Source organism: Mesorhizobium sp. B2-4-19 (assembly GCF_006441315.1).
GTDB lineage: Bacteria > Pseudomonadota > Alphaproteobacteria > Rhizobiales > Rhizobiaceae > Mesorhizobium.
In genome coordinates this window covers 106,802-126,185 of the sequence record NZ_VFUV01000013.1, presented here as the reverse complement: position 1 = coordinate 126,185, position 19,384 = coordinate 106,802, and the positions used below count along the sequence as shown (strand labels likewise).

The following is a 19,384-nucleotide window of genomic DNA, read 5'->3' as shown; positions in this document are numbered from 1 at the left end:
CTCGGCTTCGGCCATTGGAGGGTGAGCGACGATCAAGTCGCGCCCTTTTGAGGAGATGACTGACATGAAGAAGTTTTTGCTTGTTGCCGTCGGCCTGGCGGTGCTTGCCGGTTCGGCCTGTTCGAAGGCGCCGGAATGCACGGCCGAGATCGCGACCAAGAAGGCACAGGATATGGCCGCCGCACTGCAGGAAGCGATCACCAAGGATCCGTCCAAGGCGGCTGACCTGACCGCCAAGGTCCAGGCAGTGACAACCAAATACCAGGGCACCACGACACTCGCCGACGCCTGCAAGGCGTATGACGAGGTGACGGCCGCCATCAAGGGCTAAGCGCCTTTCGACTGGTTCAAGGGGCGGTGGCGATGGGCCGCCGCCTCTTTGCTTTTGCGGATGTTTTTGGGGTAGGGCGCGATAATGCGCTCAGTTCGGTGCGATGGAGCCGACTTCCACGGCATCGACGCGCTTCAGGCTCATGCCGATGACCGGCACCAGCTGGTCCTGGACACGCACGGCAACCGTCACGGTCATCGAATTGTCGTCGGGAATGCGGGCTTGCATGACGCCGCGCAGCTGATTGCGGTTGATGGTGAAGACCACCTTGCGGGCATCGACGACGTTGCCGCCGATGATGTCCAGGCCCGCACCGTCAGCGCCCCCCATGAAGGAACCTTTGTAATCGCGGCCCTTGCGCTCGATCTTGGCCGACATCTGTTGGGTGAACATACCGACGCGGCAGCCGCCATCCAGAGTCATGCCCATCTTGCCGTCCGGCGTGGAACCGGTGAAGCTGCAGTTGAATTTCGTGCCCTTGTACTTGCCGGCGACGATTTCGCCCGGGCCGACCCATTTGCCTTCGGCCGACTGGAAGAACTGCTTGTCCGGCTCCGCGGCGGAAGCCTCCGAGGCGAGGCCGACGACTGCTGTGATCGCAACGGCCAGGGGCAGGACGCTGGACAGAATTACGCTTTTCATCGACGACACCCGGCAACAAAGAGGCTGTTTGGAACCGGTTTGACCATGAAGAAGATTGGTTAATGCTTCGTCACTGCGGGGCCTCGAAACGGCAATCCGCTCATCGTCAGGAAGAACAGGACGCTATTTGCCGGAGCCCGTGGTTTCGGTGTCCTTCTTCGCGGCAAACGATGTCAATGCCGAGAGGAAATCGCCCAGTCCCGGGCGCTTCGCGGCGCTGAAGGGCAGGGGACGCGCGGTTTCCATCGCCGCGATGCCGATGCGCGCCGTCATCATGCCGTTGACGACGCCCTCGCCAAGCTTGGCCGAAAGCCGTGCCGCCAGGCCGTGGCCGACGATCTGCTGGACGAAACTGTCGCCGACGGCGATCGAGCCGGTGACCGCCAGATGTGCCAGCACGCTGCGCGCCAGGCGGAAGAACCCCAGCGTTCCCGGGCGTCCGCCATAGAGTTCCGAGAGACGGCGAATGAGGCGTCCGGCCTCGAACACGACGTAAGCGACATCGACAAGCGCGCGCGGGCTGACCGCCGTCACCAGCGAGACGCGTTTGGCGGCTTCGAGAATCATCACCTTGGCCCTGGCATCGAGGGGGCCGAGGATTTCCGCTTCAGCCAGGCGCACCAGATTGCCGCCGTCGATGATTTCGCCGCGCAGTTCGGCCAGGGCGCGCCGGCCGGCCGCGGTCTCGGGCTTGGCCGCGACGAAAGCCGAAAGCTCGTCGACCACCGATCGTGCCGCCTTGGGATCGTCGCGCGCGATGGCGTCGAGCGCGCGTTTTTGCAGTTTTTCGACTTCGGCAAGGCGGGCGATCGCCAGGAATTCGCGAATCAGGATCACCACAAGCGCCAATATGGCGATCGCCGCCATGCCGGCGGCCAGCCAACCCAGCCATTCGGCGCGGGCGAAGAGATCGCGGATCAGCTGGTCGGTCCACAGGCCGACAGCCAGCGAAACCAGCACGCCGATCGCGCCGAAGAAGATGCTGCCGAACAAGGAGCGTTTCCTGGGGGCGACCGCCGGTGGCGGTTCGGCGGCCACGAGGTCGGGTTCGTCGAAGACGTCGACTTCCGCCGGTATGACCAGCGCGACATCGGTCTTCAGCCCGCGGGGTTTGCGTGGGGGCTCGGCCTGCCGCGTCTTTGACGCCTCTTGTGTTGGCGTGTCTTCCGGCTCGATGCGGAAGGCCGCCGGTTTGCGGGGCGCGGTCATGCCAGATGGTCTCCGATCAGGAACTGCAAGGCACGGTCAAGCCTGATATGCGGCAGAGACAGCGTAACACCTTCGGCAGTGCGTTCGAGTTTTGGCGGGCGGAATCGGACAAAGCGGATTGCCGGGTCCGTGGAATCCTGCCTGTGGTCGGGTCCGGAGACGTCGAACACCGCATCAATCTTCTCCGGTAGGTCACCGGGAAATATGGCGGTTTCGGTCTTTCCGTCGAACGTTTCGCCGTTGATCTTCTCGCCGGCGATCGGCGTGCCGATGATGACAGGCAACGTCTCGCGGCTTTGCTTGACCGTGCCTTCGCGGGTCGCGCGCACCGCCGCCATGGCGACCACGTCGACGTCGGCGCCGGTGAGGTTCGCTCGTGCCACGGCGCGGTCGGCCAGCCGCCGCACGATCGCCTGCAATCGGTCATGGCTTTCGTGGTGCAGGTGATCGGCCTTGGTCGCGGCGACCAGGATGCGATCGATGCGCCGCGAAAAGAGGTCGGTGAGGAAGCTGCCCCGGCCGGGACGGAAGCAGCCGAGGATTTCGGTCACCGCACGTTCGAGGTCGGCCATGGCGCCGGGGCCGGCGTTCAGCGCCTGCATTGCGTCGATCAGGACGATCTGGCGATCGAGGCGGGTAATGTGTTCGCGGAAGAACGGTTTGACGACATGCGTCTTGTAGGCCTCGTAGCGTCTCTCCATCATGGCGTGCAGCGATCCCGGGCGCGGACGCCTGTCGAGGCCGGCCAGCGGCGCGAAGGTCAGCGCGGGCGAGCCTTCGAGGTCGCCAGGCATCAGGAAACGGCCGGGCGGCAGGGTCGAAAGCGCGCGCTCGTCGAGCTTGCAGGCCTTGAGATAGGCGGCGAAGCTTTCGGCGAGGCGGCGGGCGGTCATCTCGTCGGCGTCGGCATTCGGGTCGATTTCCGCCGAGATTGCCCGCCAGGCGCGCGAAAGGTCCTCGCGCACCGGCAATTTGGCCATCTCCATGGCTTCGCGTGAAAAATCGGCGAAGGATTTGCCGAGCAGCGGCAGGTCGAGCAGCCATTCGCCGGGATAATCGACGATGTCGACCGACAGTTTGCCGGATGAGAACATACGGCTCCAGCCGGAGGCCGATTCGTATTCGATGGTCAGCCGCAGTTCCGAAATAGCGCGCGTGGAATCGGGCCAGGCACGGTCGTCGACCAATGCAGCGATATGATCCTCGTACTGGAAGCGCGGCACGGCGTCGTCAGGCTGCTCTTCCAGGAAGGCGCGGGCGATACGTCCGGATTTCTGTGCCTCGAACAGCGGCAGGCGTCCGCCGTGGATCAGATTGTGGACCAGCGCGGAGATGAACACCGTTTTGCCCGCGCGCGAAAGGCCCGTCACACCCAGCCGCAGCGAGGGAGAAAAAAGCCCGGTGGCGCGTCCCGACAGCGTATCGAGGGCAATTCTTGCCTCGTCGGTGAAGGTGGTCAGCGATGATGCCAAAATGTGATCTCTCGGGCTTTGGGTCCGTCCGATATAGGCGTTGGAACCCGGCTTTGAAATGGCGCCGGAAATCGATGCCGAAGCAATGCCAGGAAAATGTGGAGCGGTTTTTCCGTCCGAAATTGCGCCAAAACAGAGAGTTAGAGATCGGCCGGTGTCAGGAACGCCTCGAGATAACCGGTTTCCTGGGCCACTTTCGTCAGATCGTCGAGGAAACGCACGACCGCCAGGCCCGAGGTCGGGAACCCATGGTTGAGCATGGCACGCGCCGTCTCGTCACCATCGCCTGACACTGCCATGGCAAGATCCTCCGTCATCGGATTGTGGCCGATGACCAGCAGTGACCCCGGCCCGCCATGTTCCCGGATGAGGCGGAGATAGGCGGCCGCGTCTTCGCTGTAGAGCGTGTCGAAAAACAGCACCTTGCCGGTGTCGGTCTGGCCGGCCAGTCCTTCGAGCGTTTCCTTGGCGCGCCGGGCGTTGGAGCACAATGTCAAATCGGGGACATAGCCACGGGAGCGCATGGCAGCGCCCATCATCTCGGCATCGGCGCGGCCGGATGCGTCGAGCGGTCGATCGAAATCGCGCATGCCGGGCAGCGCCCAGCCAGCCTTGGCGTGCCGCAACAGATAGAGCCTGCTCACCCAACCTCCGATGATGCCGAAGCCGAAGCCGCAGCACGATTAGCCACGAGAAGGGCGCCGCGCACAATGGCCCGTGTTGTTCCGCGCCAAGAATCACGCACGAGATAGGGTGGCAAGGGCTTGCGGCACTTTCTCCATCGAATCAGCGACATCTCGCTCCAACACGTGCCGCCGGGGCACTTTAACAATTGCGTGAGTCGGTGGCTGATTGCGCTTGTGCAGGCGTCGGGCGGCGAATATATAGGCGCCAAATTTGGGGCAGTTTGGGTGAGTCGAATGAACGACATCGTTACCGCCGATTACGTACCCTCCGAAGACGAGCCGTTCATGAACGAACGGCAGAAATCCTACTTCCGCCTGAAGCTCGTCACCTGGAAAAATGACATATTGCGCGAAGCGCGCGAAACTCTCGAAATCCTGCAGCAGGAAAACGCCAACCACCCCGACCTCGCCGACCGCGCCTCTTCCGAGACAGACCGCGCCATCGAGCTCAGGGCTCGCGACCGTCAGCGCAAACTCATTGCGAAGATCGATTCGGCGCTGCAGCGCATCGACGAAGGCACTTACGGCTATTGCGAGGAAACCGGCGAGCCGATCGCGCTGAAACGGCTCGACGCCCGTCCGATAGCCACCTTGTCGATCGAAGCGCAGGAACGGCATGAGCGCCGCGAAAAAGTCTATCGTGACGACTGACGCATTGCTTCTGGACTGCATCTCAAGGCAGTTATAAGTGAAGTCATTGTCAAAAATGGCCGGTTTTTCCGGCCATTTCTGTTGGTTGCATGGCAAATCCGCTGCTGCAAGCGGAAGCAAAGCCCGGCCAGATCGCCGGCCGGCGAACCAGCGGCAGGCGCCAATCATCTCTTCTGGCTTGAAAGTTCGCCTAGAAGCCTAGTCATTTCATCGTCGAGCGATTGCGGGGCCTTGGCCACCGGTTTGCCAACAGGACCACCGGAGCGCGGCTGGTCGAGCGAAACCTCCAGATCCTTCATCAGCTCGTCGTCAATACTGTTCTGCGGTGGCGATGGCGCGTGCCTGACGGCATTGGCATTGGCGGAGCCATAGGCAGGCAGCGGTGTGACATTGGTCGATTGATAGGGTTGCGCCGGTTTCGGTGCGGGGGCTGTGGCCGGTGGCGGCGCTGCCGGGCGCTGGCGGGCAGGCGGCGGCGCCGCGGTCGCCGGCTGCGGCGCAGGTCGTGCCGGTGCGGGAACCGGCTGAGGCGGCCGCGGTTTTGCCGCCGGGGCCGCCGTGGCCGGGACAGGCTGCAGACCGCCATCTCCGGTCAGCGCCGGACGGCGCGGTGCGGCAAGGCGTATGTCGCGTTCGACGACGACGTCGGTCGGGCCGCCGATCAGCAGCAGATGTTCGATGTCGTCGCGGCGCACCAGCACCAGCCGGCGATGGCTGTCAACGGCGGTGGCGTCCATCACGGCCAGCCGCGTCTTGCGGTTCCGGCCACCGGCGACGAACGTGCCGAAGGTCAGGTTGCGGACGAGCCTGACGATGACGAGCACGATGACCAGCAGGATCAGCGCCGCGAAGGTCCACAGGAGTGCCGCCGCATAACCAGGACCCGCCACGCTATCCAGCCACTGCATTGGTTTCCCCTGATCGGTTTTGGAAAGTGACGCGACACTAGACCGTTGCGGCTGGCCACCGCAAGTTGCCTTTCACGCATCGTGAACAGCTTGAAACACTGGGAAGGCCGGCCGGCATCATTTTTATCTGACATTTGCCGCCCGGGCCTTTTCCGGACTAGGAGAATATGATTCAACCGGCTAAAGCGCGTCGCGCTGAAGCGGATTGATGCGACGCGCTACAGGTCCTTGTATTCTTGCAGGTCGTTTTCCCAAAACCGGAGTCATTTTTGGGCGACATGCATTAGGGGCGGGTGTCGGAACATCGGACTTCACGAGCAGGGGGCATATGGCCAAGGAAGTGCGCGGCGATTTCTATCCGGTACCGATCGTCGACCAGAACACGCGACCGGGCGCGGTCACCCGGCTTATCATCTTCATCGTCGTTCTGACGGGGGCCGCGATCGTCTTCGGCCTGTTCCGCGAGCGCCTCGGCGACCCCTTCCTGCTCGGCATGCTTGGCGTCCTGGCGATGATCGGCGTCGGCTTCCTGTTTGCGACCGCGATCGGCTTCGTGCAGGTCACGCCGCGCTCGACCGGCGACGAACTGTCCAAAGCTTTCGTCGATTCGATGGCGCAGGGCCTGCTCGTGACGGACACCAAGGGTCGCGTCGTCTACGCCAACCGCGCCTATGCCGACATGACCGGAGCTTCCTCGGCCGCAGACCTCAAGACGGTCGAAGGGCTGCTTTCGGATGTTCCCGAGGCCTCGGTGACGATTTACCGGCTGGCCTCCGGCCTGCGTGACGGGCAGCCGGGCGACGGCGAGTTTCGGCTGGCGCAGTCGATCCGGCCCGGCGCCGAACCGGGCGCCCGCTGGTACCGGGCGCGCGCCCGCACCTTCAACGTTCCGGGCCAGCGCTTGCCGATGCTGGCCTGGCAACTCGCCGACATTTCGCAAGAGCGGGCCGAGCAGGAGCGTTTCTTCCTCGATCTGCAGAAGGCCATAGATCACCTTGACCACGCCCCGGCGGGCTTCTTTTCCGCCGACCAAGACGGTCGCGTCACCTACATCAACGCCACGCTCGCGGAGTGGCTGGGCATCGATCTTGCCAGCTTCACACCCGGCGCGGTGACCTTGCCGGATATCGTTGCCGGCGACGGCATGGCTTTGGTGCGCTCGGTCAAGGCCGACCCCGGCACGACGCGCAACGCGGTCATCGATCTCGATTTGACGACGATGACGGGAGAGGCGCTGCCGGTGCGCTTCATGCATCGCGTTTCGGCCAGTCGCGAAGGTGTCGGCGGTCCGACACGCACGATCGTGCTCAACCGCACGCAAGGCGAGGATGCCTCGGCCGATCTGCGCGCCTCGGAAGTGCGCTTCACCCGCTTCTTCAACTCGACGCCGATGGCGATCGCGGGAGTCGATGCCAGCGGGCGCATCCTGCGCACCAACGCCCCCTTCCTGTCGCTGTTTTCCTCGGTCGTCGACCGGGACGCCGTGGATCGCCGCGTGCGGCTCGATACGGTGATCCACGAGCGAGAGCGTCCGGCCTTTGCCGCCGCATTCGAGAAGGCCCGGCAGCGGCAGGCCGACATCGAGCCGATCGACACCGTGCTGCCCGGCAACGAGGAGCGGCACATCCGTTTCTACGTCAATGCCGTCGCCGACGGCACCGGCGGCGAGGGCGCAGAGGAATCGGCCATCGTCTACGCCGTCGAGACGACCGAGCAGAAGGCGCTCGAAGGGCAGATGGCGCAAAGCCAGAAGATGCAGGCGGTCGGGCAACTCGCGGGCGGCATCGCCCACGACTTCAACAATGTGCTGACCGCCATCATCATGGCGTCGGACCTGCTTTTGACCAATCACCGGCCGTCGGACCCGTCCTTCCCCGACATCATGAACATCAAGCAGAACGCCAATCGGGCGGCTTCACTGGTTAGGCAGTTGCTGGCCTTCTCGCGCAAGCAGACGCTGCGGCCGGAGGTGCTGAACCTCACCGACGTGCTCGCCGATCTCAGGATGCTGCTTGCCCGCCTGGTCGGCAACGACATCAAGCTGAAGATCGACCACGGCCGGGACCTGTGGCCGGTCAGGGTCGATATCGGCCAGTTCGAGCAGGTGGTGGTCAATCTGGCGGTCAATGCGCGCGACGCGATGCCCGCCGGCGGCGATCTCACCGTGCGCACCCGCAACGTCACCGCCGAGGAGTGCAAGACCTTCTCCTATCGCGAACTCGCCGCGGCCGACTATGTCGTGGTCGAGGTCGAAGACACTGGCAGCGGCATCGCGCCGGATGTGCTGAAGAAGATCTTCGAGCCGTTCTTCACCACCAAGGAGGTCGGCAAGGGCACGGGCCTTGGCCTGTCCATGGTCTACGGCATCATCAAGCAGACCGGCGGCTTCATTTTCTGCGATTCCGAGGTCGGCAAGGGATCGACCTTCCGCATCTTCCTACCGCGTCATATCGCGGAAGCGAAAAAGGCGGCCGAACCCGGGGAAACCCCGAGTGCCGCGCTGGTCAAGCCGGTCGATAGCACCAAGGACCTGTCGGGGTCAGCCACGGTGCTGCTGGTCGAGGACGAGGATGCCGTGCGCATGGGCGGCATGCGGGCGCTGACCTCGCGTGGCTATACGGTGCACGAGGCATCCTCCGGCGTCGAGGCGCTGGAAGTCTTCGAAGCCCTGGGCGGCAAGGTCGACATCGTCGTCTCGGATGTCGTCATGCCGGAAATGGACGGGCCGACCCTGCTTGGCGAGTTGCGCAAGCGCCAGCCGGATATCAAGTTTGTGTTCGTGTCCGGTTATGCCGAGGACGCATTCGCCAGGAACCTGCCGGCCGACGCGCATTTCGGCTTCCTGCCGAAGCCGTTCTCGCTCAAGCAACTGGCGACGATCGTCAAGGATATGCTGGAGTCCTAATTTAGCTTTCTCCAACGGTCTGCCTTGCACAACGCCCGACAGCGCCATGATTGCGGGCGAGAGGGCAGGCGGGCTTGGGGGAGCGGCGATTGACGCCACACATAGCGGCAGGCAAGGGCGATTACGCCGAAACGGTGCTGTTGCCGGGCCGGCAGGGGGCGCTCGGCGGCGATTGCCGTCCTCCCGGACCGCTTGCGAAGCGCGCCAGGCGCTCCGCATTTTGTCGGATATAGGTCAGGCGCCGACCGGCTGGCCGTCCTTACGTCGGATGGCGACCACTGACGGCCTCGGCGGCTGGCCGTCCTTGAAATCGGGCCACAAGGACTGTGCCTTGTCGAGCGTCTCGGCATCCTCGGACGGATGCTGGACCGAAAGGAACAGCGTCGTGCCATCCGGCGTGAAGCAAGGGCCGGTGGCCTCCGCGCCATGCGGGCAGGTGAACAGCAGCTTTGGCAAGCCACGCGCAGGGCCTTCGGTGTCGACGCCATAGACGCCGTCCGGCAGGTCGAAATCATTGGCGCCGTCGGTCGCCACCCAGAGCCGCCCGGCCGGGTCGAAGGTGATGTTGTCGGGGCAGACGAACCAGCCATTGTCCGAGGTGTCGGGGTGGAAGGTAGCCCCGACCTTGGCATCCTTGGGATTGCCGCAGAGCACGAACAGGTCCCAGGCATATTTGTCGGCGGTGTGGTCGGCCTCGATGCCGCGGCCGCCGGGCGGGATCAGTTCGACGATGTGACCCCAGAGGTTCTCGGGCCGCGTGTTGGCCGGATTGACCTTGGATTCGTCGCGCTTCTTGTTCTTGGTCATGACGGCGTAGACGCGGCCGGTAACCGGATTGGTCTCGATATCCTCCGGCCGGTCCATCGGGGTCGCACCGAGCGCGTCGGCGGCAAGGCGCGTCTTCAACAGCACTTCGGCCTGGTCGGCAAAGCCGCTCTCGGCGGTGAGCTTGCCCTGGCCGTGGAGCAGCGGCAGCCATGTCATGGAGCCGTCGGCGTCGTAACGGGCGACCGAGAGCACGCCATCATCGAGAAGGCCGTTGCCGGAAGCCGGGTTCGCCTTGTCGTAAGCCTTGTTCGAGACGTAGCGGTACATGTATTCGAAATAGTCGTCGTCGCCCATGTAGACGACGATGCGCCCGTCCTTGTTGAGGACGACCGTAGAGGCCTCATGCGACATGCGGCCAAGGGCGGTGCGTTTCACCGGCTTCGATTGCGGATCATAAGGGTCGATCTCGACCACCCAGTCGAAGCGGTTCGGCTCGTTCGGCTCCTTGTCGATGTTGAAGCGGTCATGGAAACGGCCACGGCCATAGATGTCGGAGCCATCGAAGCCGTAGCGGTCGAGAATGTCAGCGGTCGGCGCCTTTTTTGGGTCACCGCCGAACAGGTCGGAAACGCCTTCCTCGCAGGTCAGCACGGTACCCCAGGGGGTGAAGCCGCCGCTGCAATTGTAACTGGTGCCGAGCACCTTCGTGCCGGTCGCATCGGCGGAGGTCTTCATCAAGGCATGGCCGGCCACCGGTCCGGAAACGGTCATCTCGGTGTTCGCCGTGATGCGCCGGTTGAGCGGGCTGTCCACGACGGTTTGCCACTTGCCGTCCTTGAGCATGATTTCGACGATCGAGTGGCCCATCGCCGCCAGGCCAAGATCGACCTGTTCCTTGCTCATCGCCTTGCCGGCGCCGTCCTCGGTCATGCCTGGGAACATCACATTGGGCGAGATGTATTCGTTGTTGACGCAAAGCAGACCGTGGTCGGAGTTCACCGAACCTTTGGGCAGCGGCAGGAAGGCGATGTAATCGCAATTGTAGCCGAAGCGCTTGTCCTGATCGTCGGCGGCGACCTTGTTGCCGTCGAAATCCGGCATGCCGGCGACAAGCGGATCGCCCCAGCGCGCGACGATCGTGGTTTCATAGCCCTCGGCGGCGGCGTGGGTCTTGTCATAGACGCGCTTCAGTTCGGGAAAGCCGAGTGTGGAAAGTGTCGCAGCCGCATGCGTTTCGCCGGCAAACAACGAACCGACAAAGCTGCCGCCAGCGATCAGGGCGCCGGATGCCAGGCTGCCTCTCAGGAGGGTCCGGCGCGAGACGCGCTCGGCGATGATTTCGCGAATGACGGGGGAGGATGAAGACGGGAAATTGGCCATATGTCTGCCTCTCGATGTGGATGGGTGACGGCGCACCGCTGCCTATCCAGCTTCGGCAACATCCAGATGACACGAGAAGGCGGACACGGCTTGCGCGGCGGCGCCGCTCGAGGGCAGACCTACGGATTGCTCCCCCGGGTGCAGGTCGAGGCGGTGAAGGCGCCGTCGGGCTGCTTCATGATGATGTCGAAGGAGGGCGGGTTCTGGCCATCCAGCGTTGCCTGGGTCATCGACAGCGAGTTGCCGCCCGTGGTGTAGCCGCCGAGTGGGCCCAGCCAGGAGATCTCGCCGTTTGCATTCATCTGATAGTTGTAAGCCTGCGGGGCAGTCCCGAAGGTTACGGGGCCTGTATAGACGTTCCCCTTGATGGTGATGTCGCCGAGGTCGAGGAACATGCCGAGCAGGTAGACTTCGCAGTGATAGGTGCCGTCAGGCATCTTGCCGTCGCTGAAGTCGGCCCGTGCGGCGCCGGTCGCTGCCGCCAGAAGCGCTATGCCGACAAAAATGCGTGAAATCAGGGATGTCATGACGTCGCTCGGTTGAGCAGCGAGCTTGCCCTATTTTTGCGCTGTGCTGCAACATTGTCGCTCCCGCCTCGCGCGCTGAGGTCAAAATCTAGGCATTTGACGAAATTGGGCAAAAATTAGGCAGATATTATATGCACTGCGCAAATTTCTCTCAACGAATTTTTAACCGGCTCTCTTTGATTTGTTCAGTCTAATATAATAAATGCTTGATAGTGTTTGGCTATTTGCTGTTTTTCAGCATCCCGGATGCGGTTGGCATGGGTGTTGCATTGTATTGTTGCGGTGCAATCAACCAGCTTGGGAGACTTCCGTATGAGGGGTAATTTCTCGACAATAACAAAAATGTTTTCGGCGAGCGTCGTTGCCGCCGGCCTGTTGATGTCGGCTCCTGCGAGGGCGGCCGACGATACGATCAAGGTCGGTATTCTCCACTCGCTGTCGGGGACCATGGCGATTTCGGAGACGACGCTGAAGGACGCCATGCTGATGCTCATCGATGAGCAGAACGCCAAGGGCGGCCTGCTCGGCAAGAAGCTTGAAGCCGTCGTCGTCGATCCGGCTTCCAACTGGCCGCTGTTCGCCGAAAAGGCGCGCGAGCTGATTTCGAAGGACAAGGTCGCGGCGGTGTTCGGCTGCTGGACCTCGGTGTCGCGCAAGTCGGTGCTGCCGGTGTTCTCCGAGCTCGACAACATCCTGTTCTATCCCGTCCAGTATGAGGGCGAGGAAAGCGAGCGCAACGTGTTCTATACAGGTGCCGCGCCCAACCAGCAGGCCATTCCGGCGGTCGACTACCTGATGAGCGAGGATGGCGGCTCGGTGAAGCGCTGGGGGCTGGAAGGCACCGACTACGTCTATCCGCGAACCACCAACAAGATCCTCGAAGCCTATCTGAAGGCGAAGGGCGTCGCGGCCGAAGACATCATGGTCAACTACACGCCGTTCGGTTTTTCCGACTGGCAGACCGAAGTCTCGGCGATCAAGAAATTCGGCTCGGCCGGCAAGAAGACCGCCGTCGTCTCGACCGTCAACGGCGACGCCAACGTGCCGTTCTACAAGGAACTCGGCAACCAGGGCATCAAGGCCGAGGATATCCCGGTCATGGCCTTCTCGGTCGGCGAGGAAGAGCTTGCCGGTCTCGACACCGCGCCGCTGGTCGGGCATCTCGCCGCGTGGAACTACTTTGAAAGCGTCGACACGCCCGAGAACAAGAAGTTCATCGCCGACTGGCACAAGTTCATCAAGAACGACAAGCGCACCACCAACGACCCGATGGAAGCCCACTATATCGGCTTCAACATGTGGGTGAAGGCGGTCGAGAAGGCCGGCACCACCGATCCCGACAAGGTCATCGACGCCATGGTCGGTGTGTCGGTTCCGAACCTGACCGGCGGCTATTCGACGATGATGCCGAACCATCACATCACCAAGCCGGTGCTGATCGGCGAAATCCAGGCCGACGGCCAGTTCGAGACGGTTTCGCGCACGCCGGGACTGGTGATGGGCGACGAATGGTCCGACTACCTGCCGGACTCCAAGGACCTGATCTCCGATTGGCGCAAGCCCCTGTCGTGCGGCAACTTCAACGTTGCCACCGGCAAGTGCGGCGGCAAGGGAACGAACTGATCCTCCCCGGACTGACTTAGTCAGACCGCGCGCGTCCGGACGGTTTCCTCCACCGTCCGGACGCCCAATTCAACCTCCAAGGGTCGCCTGAAGCCGATGAGTCTGCTCCGCACAATTGGCCTGATGCTGCTGTTCCTGATGGCGACGCTGTCGTTGTCGGGCGCGGCGGAAGCCGACCTGCGTGGCCTCATCGCCAAATTCGCGACGGCCAAGGGTTTTTCGGAGACCGGATCTGCCATCCATGAACTGGCGGCCACCGGCGATCCGGTGGTCGAGCGGCCGCTTGCCGCGCTCGCCGACGGCAACCTCTATATACGCAAGGCCGATTCCCTGGTCTTCGTCGGCAAGGAAGCGGGCGAAAGCGTCCAGCTTTCCGATCCGCTGAGCGGCGAAGCGTCCGGCGAGGCGGCCAAGGGCGACATCACCAAGATCAAGGTCAACAATTCGCTACGCCGTGTCATCCGTGACGCGCTGGGCACGCTGACGCTCGGCGCCAAGGACCCGACTGTCCGCGTCGCCGCCGCCGACACCATCTTCAAGACGCCCGACGCGGCAAATATCGAACCGCTCGACGCGGCGATCGCCAAGGAGACGGTTGCCAGCGTCAAGGCTCTGCTCGAACAGGCCCGTGCCGCCTCTGTTCTCGTCTCGGACCGGCCTGAAGCCGACAAGCTGGCGGCAATCGGGCTGATCGGCGCGCGCGGCGACCGTGACGCGGTGTCATTGCTAACCTCGGTCGAGGCCAACGCCTCGGGAGCCGTGAAGGAAGCCGCGACAGCCGCGATCGCCAACATCAATTCGACATTGGCGCTTTGGGATGCCGGGCAGAACATCTGGTATGGCATTTCGCTGGGTTCGGTGCTGCTGCTCGCGGCGATCGGGCTCGCCATCACCTTCGGCGTCATGGGCGTCATCAACATGGCGCATGGCGAGATGGTCATGCTCGGCGCCTACACGACCTTCGTTGTCCAGCAAGTGATCCGCACATCCTTTCCCGGCCTATTCGACTGGTCGCTGGTCATCGCGCTGCCACTTGCCTTCCTGGTCGCCGCGCTCGTTGGTCTTGCCATCGAACGCGGCGTCATCCGCTTCCTCTACGGCCGTCCGCTGGAGACGCTGCTGGCGACCTGGGGCGTGTCGCTGATCCTGCAGCAGGCGGTGCGCTCGATCTTCGGGCCGACCAACCAGGAGGTCGGCAACCCCTCCTGGATGTCGGGGTCGTTCGATATCGGCCAACTGGCCATCACCTGGAACCGCCTCTGGATCCTGGTCTTCGCGCTCACCGTCTTCGGCGTCCTGCTCTATGTGGTGAAGCGCACGCCCTGGGGACTGCAGATGCGCGCCGTCACCGCCAACCGCCGCATGGCGGCCTCGATGGGCATCAGGACGCCATGGGTCGACGCGCTGACCTTCGCGCTCGGATCCGGCATCGCCGGCATCGCCGGCGTCGCGCTCAGCCAGATCGACAATGTCTCGCCCAATCTCGGCCGCGGCTACATCATCGACAGCTTCATGGTCGTCGTCTTCGGCGGCGTCGGCAATCTCTGGGGCACACTGGTCGGCGCCTTTTCGCTGGGCATCGTCAACAAGTTCCTCGAGCCTTATGCCGGCGCCGTGCTCGGCAAGATCGTCGTGCTGGTGCTGATCATCCTGTTCATCCAGAAGCGCCCGCGCGGCCTGTTCGCGCTCAAGGGCAGGGCGGTGGAAGCATGATCACGGGACGCTTCTTCGCGGCCGGCGCCGACCGCCGCATCGCCATCACCATCTTCATCCTGCTGGCCGCGGCCATTATCATGCCGCTGCTCAACCTTGCGGTGTCGCCAACCAGCGCCTTCTACGTTCCGGCCTATATCGTGGCGCTGACCGGCAAATATCTCTGCTATGCGCTGCTGGCGCTCGCGCTCGACCTGGTCTGGGGCTATTGCGGCATCCTTTCGCTCGGCCACGGCGCCTTCTTCGCGCTCGGCGGCTATGCGATGGGCATGTATCTGATGCGCCAGATCGGTTCGCGCGGCGTCTATGGCAACCCGATCCTGCCCGATTTCATGGTGTTCCTGAACTACAAGGAATTGCCGTGGTTCTGGTATGGCTTCGATCATTTCTGGTTTGCGGCGATCATGGTGCTGGCGGTGCCGGGCCTGCTCGCCTTCGTCTTCGGCTGGTTCGCCTTCCGCAGCCGCGTCACCGGCGTCTATCTCTCCATCATCACCCAGGCGATGACCTATGCGCTGCTGCTCGCCTTCTTCCGCAACGATATGGGTTTCGGCGGCAATAACGGCCTGACCGATTTCAAGGATATTCTGGGCTTCAACGTGCAAGCCGACGCAACGCGTTCGGCGCTGTTCGCGGCCAGCGCGGTGACGCTGGCGCTCGCCGTGTTCATCACCTGGGCGATCGTCGGCTCCAAATACGGCAAGCTCTTGATGGCGGTGCGCGATGCCGAAAGCCGCACGCGCTTCCTTGGCTGGCGGGCGGAGAATGTGAAGCTGTTCGCCTTCACCGTCTCGGCCGTCATGGCCGGCATTGCCGGGGCGCTCTATGTGCCGCAAGTCGGAATCATCAATCCCGGCGAGTTCGAACCGTCCAATTCGATCGAGGTGGTTATCTGGGCCGCCGTCGGCGGACGCGGCACCATTGTCGGGCCGATCATCGGCGCGCTGCTGGTCAATGCCGGCAAATCCTGGTTCACCGGCGTGCTGCCGGAGTTGTGGCTGTTTGCGCTGGGCGGCCTATTCGTCGCCGTCACCTTGCTCTTGCCGAAGGGCGTCATCGGCATGTGGGACAGCTGGCGCGGCAATGCGAAGGCGTTGCGCGCGGCCACCGTCGCTGAAGAGGCCGCCACCAAGGTTGCAGTGCCGTCCGCGACCTCGAAGCCCGCTCGCTCGCCGGCGAGGAATCCAGGCGAGTGGTCCTGGTCCGACCCTGAACCGCAGGCGGCGGAGTAGCGACCATGAGCAAGTCGAACACCATCCTCTATCTCGACGGCGTCTCGGTCTCGTTCGACGGTTTTCGCGCCATCAACAATTTGTCGCTGGTGCTCGACAAAGGCGAGATGCGCGCCATCATCGGCCCCAACGGCGCCGGCAAGACGACGATGATGGACATCGTCACCGGCAAGACGCGGCCCGACGAGGGCGAAGTGTTCTTCGATGGCCAGGTGGATCTCACCAGGCATGACGAGGCCGAGATCGCCATGATGGGCATAGGCCGCAAGTTCCAGAAGCCGACGGTCTTCGAAAGCCACACGATCGAGGACAATCTGATGCTGGCGCTGAAAGGGCCGCGTTCGATCTTCCCGGCGCTGTTCCATCGCCGCTCTGCGGCCGAGGCGCGGCAGATCGACGACATTCTCGGCGTCATCCGGCTGGGCGACAAGCGCCACGAGCTGGCCGCCAATCTCAGCCACGGCCAGAAACAGTGGCTGGAGATCGGCATGCTTCTGGCGCAGGACCCGAAGCTGCTTTTGGTCGACGAGCCGGTCGCGGGCATGACCGATGCGGAAACCGAAGAGACGGCGCGGCTGCTCAAGGACATTGCGCGCGACCATTCGGTCATCGTCGTCGAGCACGACATGCATTTCGTGCGCGAACTCGGCGTCAAGGTCACCTGCCTACACGAAGGCTCGGTGCTGTCGGAAGGCACACTCGATTTCGTGTCGGCCGACGAGCGTGTCGTCGAAGTCTACCTGGGGAGATGACCATGGTCTGGCGGGTGCAGTTTCATCGCTTCGATCTGTCGTTTCTCCGGTTCTGGAGAAGGCGCTGACATGCTCGAAGTTTCCAACGCCACGCTCCACTACGGCGCCGCCCAGGCGCTGCGCGGCGTTTCGCTGAAGGCGGGCGCCGGCAAGATCACTTGCGTGCTCGGCCGCAACGGCGTCGGCAAGACCAGTTTGATGAGATCGATCGTCGGCCACCACCGGCTGACGAGCGGAAGCGTTGCCTTCGAGGGGAAGGCGCTCGACCGGAGCGCGGCGTATGACCGCGCCCGGTCGGGCATCGCATTCGTGCCGCAGGGCAGGGAGATTTTTCCCCTGCTCACGGTGCGCGAAAACCTGGAATCGGGTTTTGCGCCGTTGAAGCGTGCCGATCGCAACGTGCCGGCGCATGTCTTCGAGCTGTTTCCAGTGCTGAAGCAGATGCTTGGCCGCCGTGGCGGCGACCTTTCCGGCGGTCAGCAGCAGCAGCTCGCCATCGGCAGGGCGCTGGTGATGCGGCCGAAGCTGCTGGTGCTGGATGAGCCCACCGAGGGCATCCAGCCGTCGATCATCAAGGACATCGGCCGCGCCATCCGCTATTTGCGCGACCAGGCTGGTATCGCGGTGCTGCTGGTAGAACAATATCTCGACTTCTGCCGCGAGCTTGCCGACGAGGTCAACATCATGGACCGGGGCCAGATCGTCCATACTGGCCCGGCGGAAGATTTAGACCGGGCTGATGTGCGAAAGTTCCTTACCGTCTAGAATCGGTGCTGGACTTCAGCTGACGATCCAAAGTCCTTGGCAAGTCCAATATTTCTTTCATCCAGCGATCCTCATCTCTGGCGCGCCAGAGGCGGCATGCTAGTCTTTTGTTGGCTTTGTGAGTCGGCCGCTTCCGTATCAGTCTGGTTATCGCAGATCGAGGGCGCGGCGAAGGCCGGCAAGTTCCACGCAAGCAAGGCTTCCTAGCTTCTCTCCTGCGATCTCTGTCGTTCAAAACGCGTTTGGGCACACAGGCTAAGGGACAGCCATGGAACGTTTCGTCGAGGACTACCAGAAGCGGCGGCTTACCGAACGGGTCGACATCATCGCGGCCATCAACATTTTGAGGTCACAGGGCTGCGAATATGACGACCTGATCGAGGAGATCACCAAGGTGTTCTACGTCGACCTCGATACTTTCAATGAAATCGTGATGGCGGCATAGAGCCGCTTTCGCCCCATCCGGCAATAACGGCTCCGCATTGATGCGCGCGGTCAGCCCGCGCGCCGGAACGGTGAGGCGGTGACGCGGTTGCGGCCGCCGCGCTTGGCGTCGTAGAGCGCCTTGTCGGCGGCGCTGAGCACCTTGTCGAAGCTGAGCCCCTCTTTGCTGCCGAATGCAAAACCGGCACTGACCGTGCATCTCAGGGAGCCGGTTTCGGTCTCTATCAGGCGCGTCGCGAAGGCTGTCCGGATGCGCTCCGCCGCGTCCTCGACCGTTTCCGGCAAGGTGCGCTTCAACACCAGCGCGAATTCCTCGCCGCCCATGCGCGCGGCAACGTCGGTCTGGCGAAGATTGCCGGCGAGTTCGCTCGCAAACACCCTCAGCACCTCGTCGCCGGCCGCGTGCCCGAACTCGTCGTTGATGGCTTTGAAATTGTCGAGATCGAAGACGACCACGGCGGTAAAGGCACCGACCGGGAGATGGCCATGCATGTCGAACAGCGCACGCCGGTTGAGCAGGCCGGTCAAGGGATCGGTGAGAGCGTTGCGGCGGTGATGCCTCGCCAGACGCCCCTGGTTGAGGGCAAGTGACAGGGCGCCAATGCCCGTCATACTGGCGATGACGACAATGAGGCTCAGTTCCTCGGCCCAGTTGCTTGGTGCATGGCCGAGAACCAGCTTGCCGTCCCATGCCAGGACCGCCGCGCACAGCATGAAGGAAACGGCGGTGGCCGAGTAGAGCGTCGTGATGCCGACCGTCAGGGCAGGGGCTTCGTCGCGACCGCGCCAGTATTCGAATGCCGTCGTGAACAGGAGCAAGGCGGCGAACAGGTTCTCGAACATGAAGCCAAGGCCATCATAACCCAGAGCCATGGGAGGCAGCGTCACCGCCAGTGAGATACATCCCAACAGTGCTCGCGGCAGCGGCGAGCCGCCGGTTCTGAACTGGTAGGCCGCACCCAGCATTGTCGAGAAACCGAGCAGCAACAGGGCAAGGGTGGCGATGCCGAGCAAGCGCCCGGGCATATCGATATAGGCGTCATAGACAAAGATATCGCCGACCACGAATACCAGGCTGATCGCCCATGTCAGCAGGAACCGTTCCGTGCGGGCGGTCAGCCACATGCCGAACAATGTCAGGCTCAGGCAAGCAGCGGAGAAACCGACAGCCAGCAGAAGTGAAGTGTAGTCGAGCGACATGCCCCTCTTTCCCTGCCGGCGGCGGCTCCAGCTCTGCAGCTTGCCGTCGTCGCATACATGCAGCAAGGAAGTGTCGATAAGGTTACGATCGTGGCGAAGATGCCCAGGAATAGGCGCTTTGCTACGCGCAAAACGCATAGATGATGCACTTACAGCATGTAGCCGAACAACAACGA

The 19,384-nt window shown here is 63.1% G+C and carries 17 protein-coding genes; 9 read left to right on the top strand and 8 right to left on the bottom strand.

Features of this window, described 5'->3' with window-relative positions; genetic code table 11:
* Window positions 1–64 precede the first annotated feature (64 nt).
* Window positions 65–331: a hypothetical protein gene (locus tag FJ546_RS21435; protein WP_019858327.1), complete on the top strand. Its 267-nt coding sequence runs from the start codon at window positions 65–67 to the stop codon at window positions 329–331.
* A gap of 90 nt (window positions 332–421) precedes the next feature.
* Here the strand turns inward: FJ546_RS21435 and FJ546_RS21430 are convergent, their stop codons facing one another.
* The 4 genes from FJ546_RS21430 to FJ546_RS21415 form a co-directional block, all read right to left on the bottom strand.
* Window positions 422–973 carry a hypothetical protein gene (locus FJ546_RS21430; protein ID WP_140891147.1) on the bottom strand — a complete coding sequence of 184 codons (552 nt, stop codon included), beginning with the start codon at window positions 971–973 and terminating at the stop codon, window positions 422–424.
* A gap of 123 nt (window positions 974–1,096) precedes the next feature.
* Window positions 1,097–2,182 carry a YcjF family protein gene (locus FJ546_RS21425; protein WP_140891146.1) on the bottom strand — a complete coding sequence of 362 codons (1,086 nt, stop codon included), beginning with the start codon at window positions 2,180–2,182 and terminating at the stop codon, window positions 1,097–1,099.
* Complete coding sequence (locus tag FJ546_RS21420; protein ID WP_140891145.1) at window positions 2,179–3,654, bottom strand: YcjX family protein; 1,476 nt, start codon at window positions 3,652–3,654, stop codon at window positions 2,179–2,181. The genes FJ546_RS21425 and FJ546_RS21420 overlap by 4 nt, the downstream gene beginning before the upstream one ends.
* A 140-nt stretch (window positions 3,655–3,794) precedes the next feature.
* Complete coding sequence (locus tag FJ546_RS21415; RefSeq protein WP_140891144.1) at window positions 3,795–4,298, bottom strand: histidine phosphatase family protein; 504 nt, start codon at window positions 4,296–4,298, stop codon at window positions 3,795–3,797.
* Between the two features lie 276 nt (window positions 4,299–4,574).
* Here FJ546_RS21415 and dksA point away from each other — a divergent pair, with 276 nt between their 5' ends.
* On the top strand, window positions 4,575–4,991 hold the full coding sequence (gene dksA / locus FJ546_RS21410) for an RNA polymerase-binding protein DksA (RefSeq protein ID WP_010909647.1): 417 nt from the start codon (window positions 4,575–4,577) through the stop codon (window positions 4,989–4,991).
* Between the two features lie 164 nt (window positions 4,992–5,155).
* Here dksA and FJ546_RS21405 read toward each other — a convergent pair whose 3' ends face one another.
* Window positions 5,156–5,899, bottom strand: a complete 744-nt coding sequence (locus FJ546_RS21405; RefSeq protein ID WP_140891143.1) for a flagellar biosynthetic protein FliO — start codon at window positions 5,897–5,899, stop codon at window positions 5,156–5,158.
* Window positions 5,900–6,227: 328 nt separating this feature from the next.
* Between FJ546_RS21405 and FJ546_RS21400 the strand changes: the two genes are divergently transcribed.
* On the top strand, window positions 6,228–8,804 hold the full coding sequence (locus FJ546_RS21400) for a PAS domain-containing sensor histidine kinase (RefSeq protein WP_140891142.1): 2,577 nt from the start codon (window positions 6,228–6,230) through the stop codon (window positions 8,802–8,804).
* A gap of 234 nt (window positions 8,805–9,038) precedes the next feature.
* Here FJ546_RS21400 and FJ546_RS21390 read toward each other — a convergent pair whose 3' ends face one another.
* Window positions 9,039–10,952 (bottom strand): PhoX family phosphatase, encoded by a 1,914-nt coding sequence (locus FJ546_RS21390; RefSeq protein ID WP_140891141.1) that lies wholly within the window; start codon window positions 10,950–10,952, stop codon window positions 9,039–9,041.
* A 119-nt stretch (window positions 10,953–11,071) separates the two neighbouring features.
* Window positions 11,072–11,479 carry a hypothetical protein gene (locus FJ546_RS21385; RefSeq protein ID WP_140891140.1) on the bottom strand — a complete coding sequence of 136 codons (408 nt, stop codon included), beginning with the start codon at window positions 11,477–11,479 and terminating at the stop codon, window positions 11,072–11,074.
* A 312-nt stretch (window positions 11,480–11,791) separates the two neighbouring features.
* Between FJ546_RS21385 and urtA the strand changes: the two genes are divergently transcribed.
* From urtA to FJ546_RS21355, 6 genes are all read left to right on the top strand, one after another.
* Complete coding sequence (urtA, locus tag FJ546_RS21380; protein WP_140891139.1) at window positions 11,792–13,102, top strand: urea ABC transporter substrate-binding protein; 1,311 nt, start codon at window positions 11,792–11,794, stop codon at window positions 13,100–13,102.
* A gap of 96 nt (window positions 13,103–13,198) precedes the next feature.
* Window positions 13,199–14,815 carry an urea ABC transporter permease subunit UrtB gene (gene urtB / locus FJ546_RS21375; protein WP_140891138.1) on the top strand — a complete coding sequence of 539 codons (1,617 nt, stop codon included), beginning with the start codon at window positions 13,199–13,201 and terminating at the stop codon, window positions 14,813–14,815.
* Window positions 14,812–16,047: an urea ABC transporter permease subunit UrtC gene (gene urtC, locus FJ546_RS21370; RefSeq protein WP_140891137.1), complete on the top strand. Its 1,236-nt coding sequence runs from the start codon at window positions 14,812–14,814 to the stop codon at window positions 16,045–16,047. The genes urtB and urtC overlap by 4 nt, the downstream gene beginning before the upstream one ends.
* A gap of 5 nt (window positions 16,048–16,052) precedes the next feature.
* A complete protein-coding gene (gene urtD / locus FJ546_RS21365; protein WP_019858307.1) occupies window positions 16,053–16,799 on the top strand; it encodes an urea ABC transporter ATP-binding protein UrtD in 747 nt (248 codons plus the stop codon).
* Window positions 16,800–16,868: 69 nt separating this feature from the next.
* Window positions 16,869–17,564, top strand: coding sequence for an urea ABC transporter ATP-binding subunit UrtE (urtE, locus tag FJ546_RS21360; protein ID WP_013895283.1), 696 nt, complete (start codon window positions 16,869–16,871; stop codon window positions 17,562–17,564).
* A 268-nt stretch (window positions 17,565–17,832) separates the two neighbouring features.
* Window positions 17,833–18,009 (top strand): hypothetical protein, encoded by a 177-nt coding sequence (locus FJ546_RS21355; protein WP_019858306.1) that lies wholly within the window; start codon window positions 17,833–17,835, stop codon window positions 18,007–18,009.
* Window positions 18,010–18,059: 50 nt separating this feature from the next.
* Here the strand turns inward: FJ546_RS21355 and FJ546_RS21350 are convergent, their stop codons facing one another.
* On the bottom strand, window positions 18,060–19,208 hold the full coding sequence (locus tag FJ546_RS21350) for a GGDEF domain-containing protein (protein ID WP_140891136.1): 1,149 nt from the start codon (window positions 19,206–19,208) through the stop codon (window positions 18,060–18,062).
* Window positions 19,209–19,384: the final 176 nt, after the last annotated feature.

What these genes read in the sequence shown, in the direction of transcription:
- urtB (WP_140891138.1), top strand. Translation starts at nt 13,199, where the DNA reads ATGAGTCTGCTCCGCACAATTGGCCTGATGCTGCTGTTCCTGATGGCG.
- FJ546_RS21425 (WP_140891146.1), bottom strand. Translation starts at nt 2,182, where the DNA reads ATGACCGCGCCCCGCAAACCGGCGGCCTTCCGCATCGAGCCGGAAGAC.
- FJ546_RS21435 (WP_019858327.1), top strand. Translation starts at nt 65, where the DNA reads ATGAAGAAGTTTTTGCTTGTTGCCGTCGGCCTGGCGGTGCTTGCCGGT.
- FJ546_RS21390 (WP_140891141.1), bottom strand. Translation starts at nt 10,952, where the DNA reads ATGGCCAATTTCCCGTCTTCATCCTCCCCCGTCATTCGCGAAATCATC.
- FJ546_RS21355 (WP_019858306.1), top strand. Translation starts at nt 17,833, where the DNA reads ATGGAACGTTTCGTCGAGGACTACCAGAAGCGGCGGCTTACCGAACGG.
- FJ546_RS21405 (WP_140891143.1), bottom strand. Translation starts at nt 5,899, where the DNA reads ATGCAGTGGCTGGATAGCGTGGCGGGTCCTGGTTATGCGGCGGCACTC.
- urtA (WP_140891139.1), top strand. Translation starts at nt 11,792, where the DNA reads ATGAGGGGTAATTTCTCGACAATAACAAAAATGTTTTCGGCGAGCGTC.
- FJ546_RS21385 (WP_140891140.1), bottom strand. Translation starts at nt 11,479, where the DNA reads ATGACATCCCTGATTTCACGCATTTTTGTCGGCATAGCGCTTCTGGCG.
- urtD (WP_019858307.1), top strand. Translation starts at nt 16,053, where the DNA reads ATGAGCAAGTCGAACACCATCCTCTATCTCGACGGCGTCTCGGTCTCG.
- urtE (WP_013895283.1), top strand. Translation starts at nt 16,869, where the DNA reads ATGCTCGAAGTTTCCAACGCCACGCTCCACTACGGCGCCGCCCAGGCG.
- FJ546_RS21430 (WP_140891147.1), bottom strand. Translation starts at nt 973, where the DNA reads ATGAAAAGCGTAATTCTGTCCAGCGTCCTGCCCCTGGCCGTTGCGATC.
- FJ546_RS21400 (WP_140891142.1), top strand. Translation starts at nt 6,228, where the DNA reads ATGGCCAAGGAAGTGCGCGGCGATTTCTATCCGGTACCGATCGTCGAC.
- FJ546_RS21350 (WP_140891136.1), bottom strand. Translation starts at nt 19,208, where the DNA reads ATGTCGCTCGACTACACTTCACTTCTGCTGGCTGTCGGTTTCTCCGCT.
- urtC (WP_140891137.1), top strand. Translation starts at nt 14,812, where the DNA reads ATGATCACGGGACGCTTCTTCGCGGCCGGCGCCGACCGCCGCATCGCC.
- dksA (WP_010909647.1), top strand. Translation starts at nt 4,575, where the DNA reads ATGAACGACATCGTTACCGCCGATTACGTACCCTCCGAAGACGAGCCG.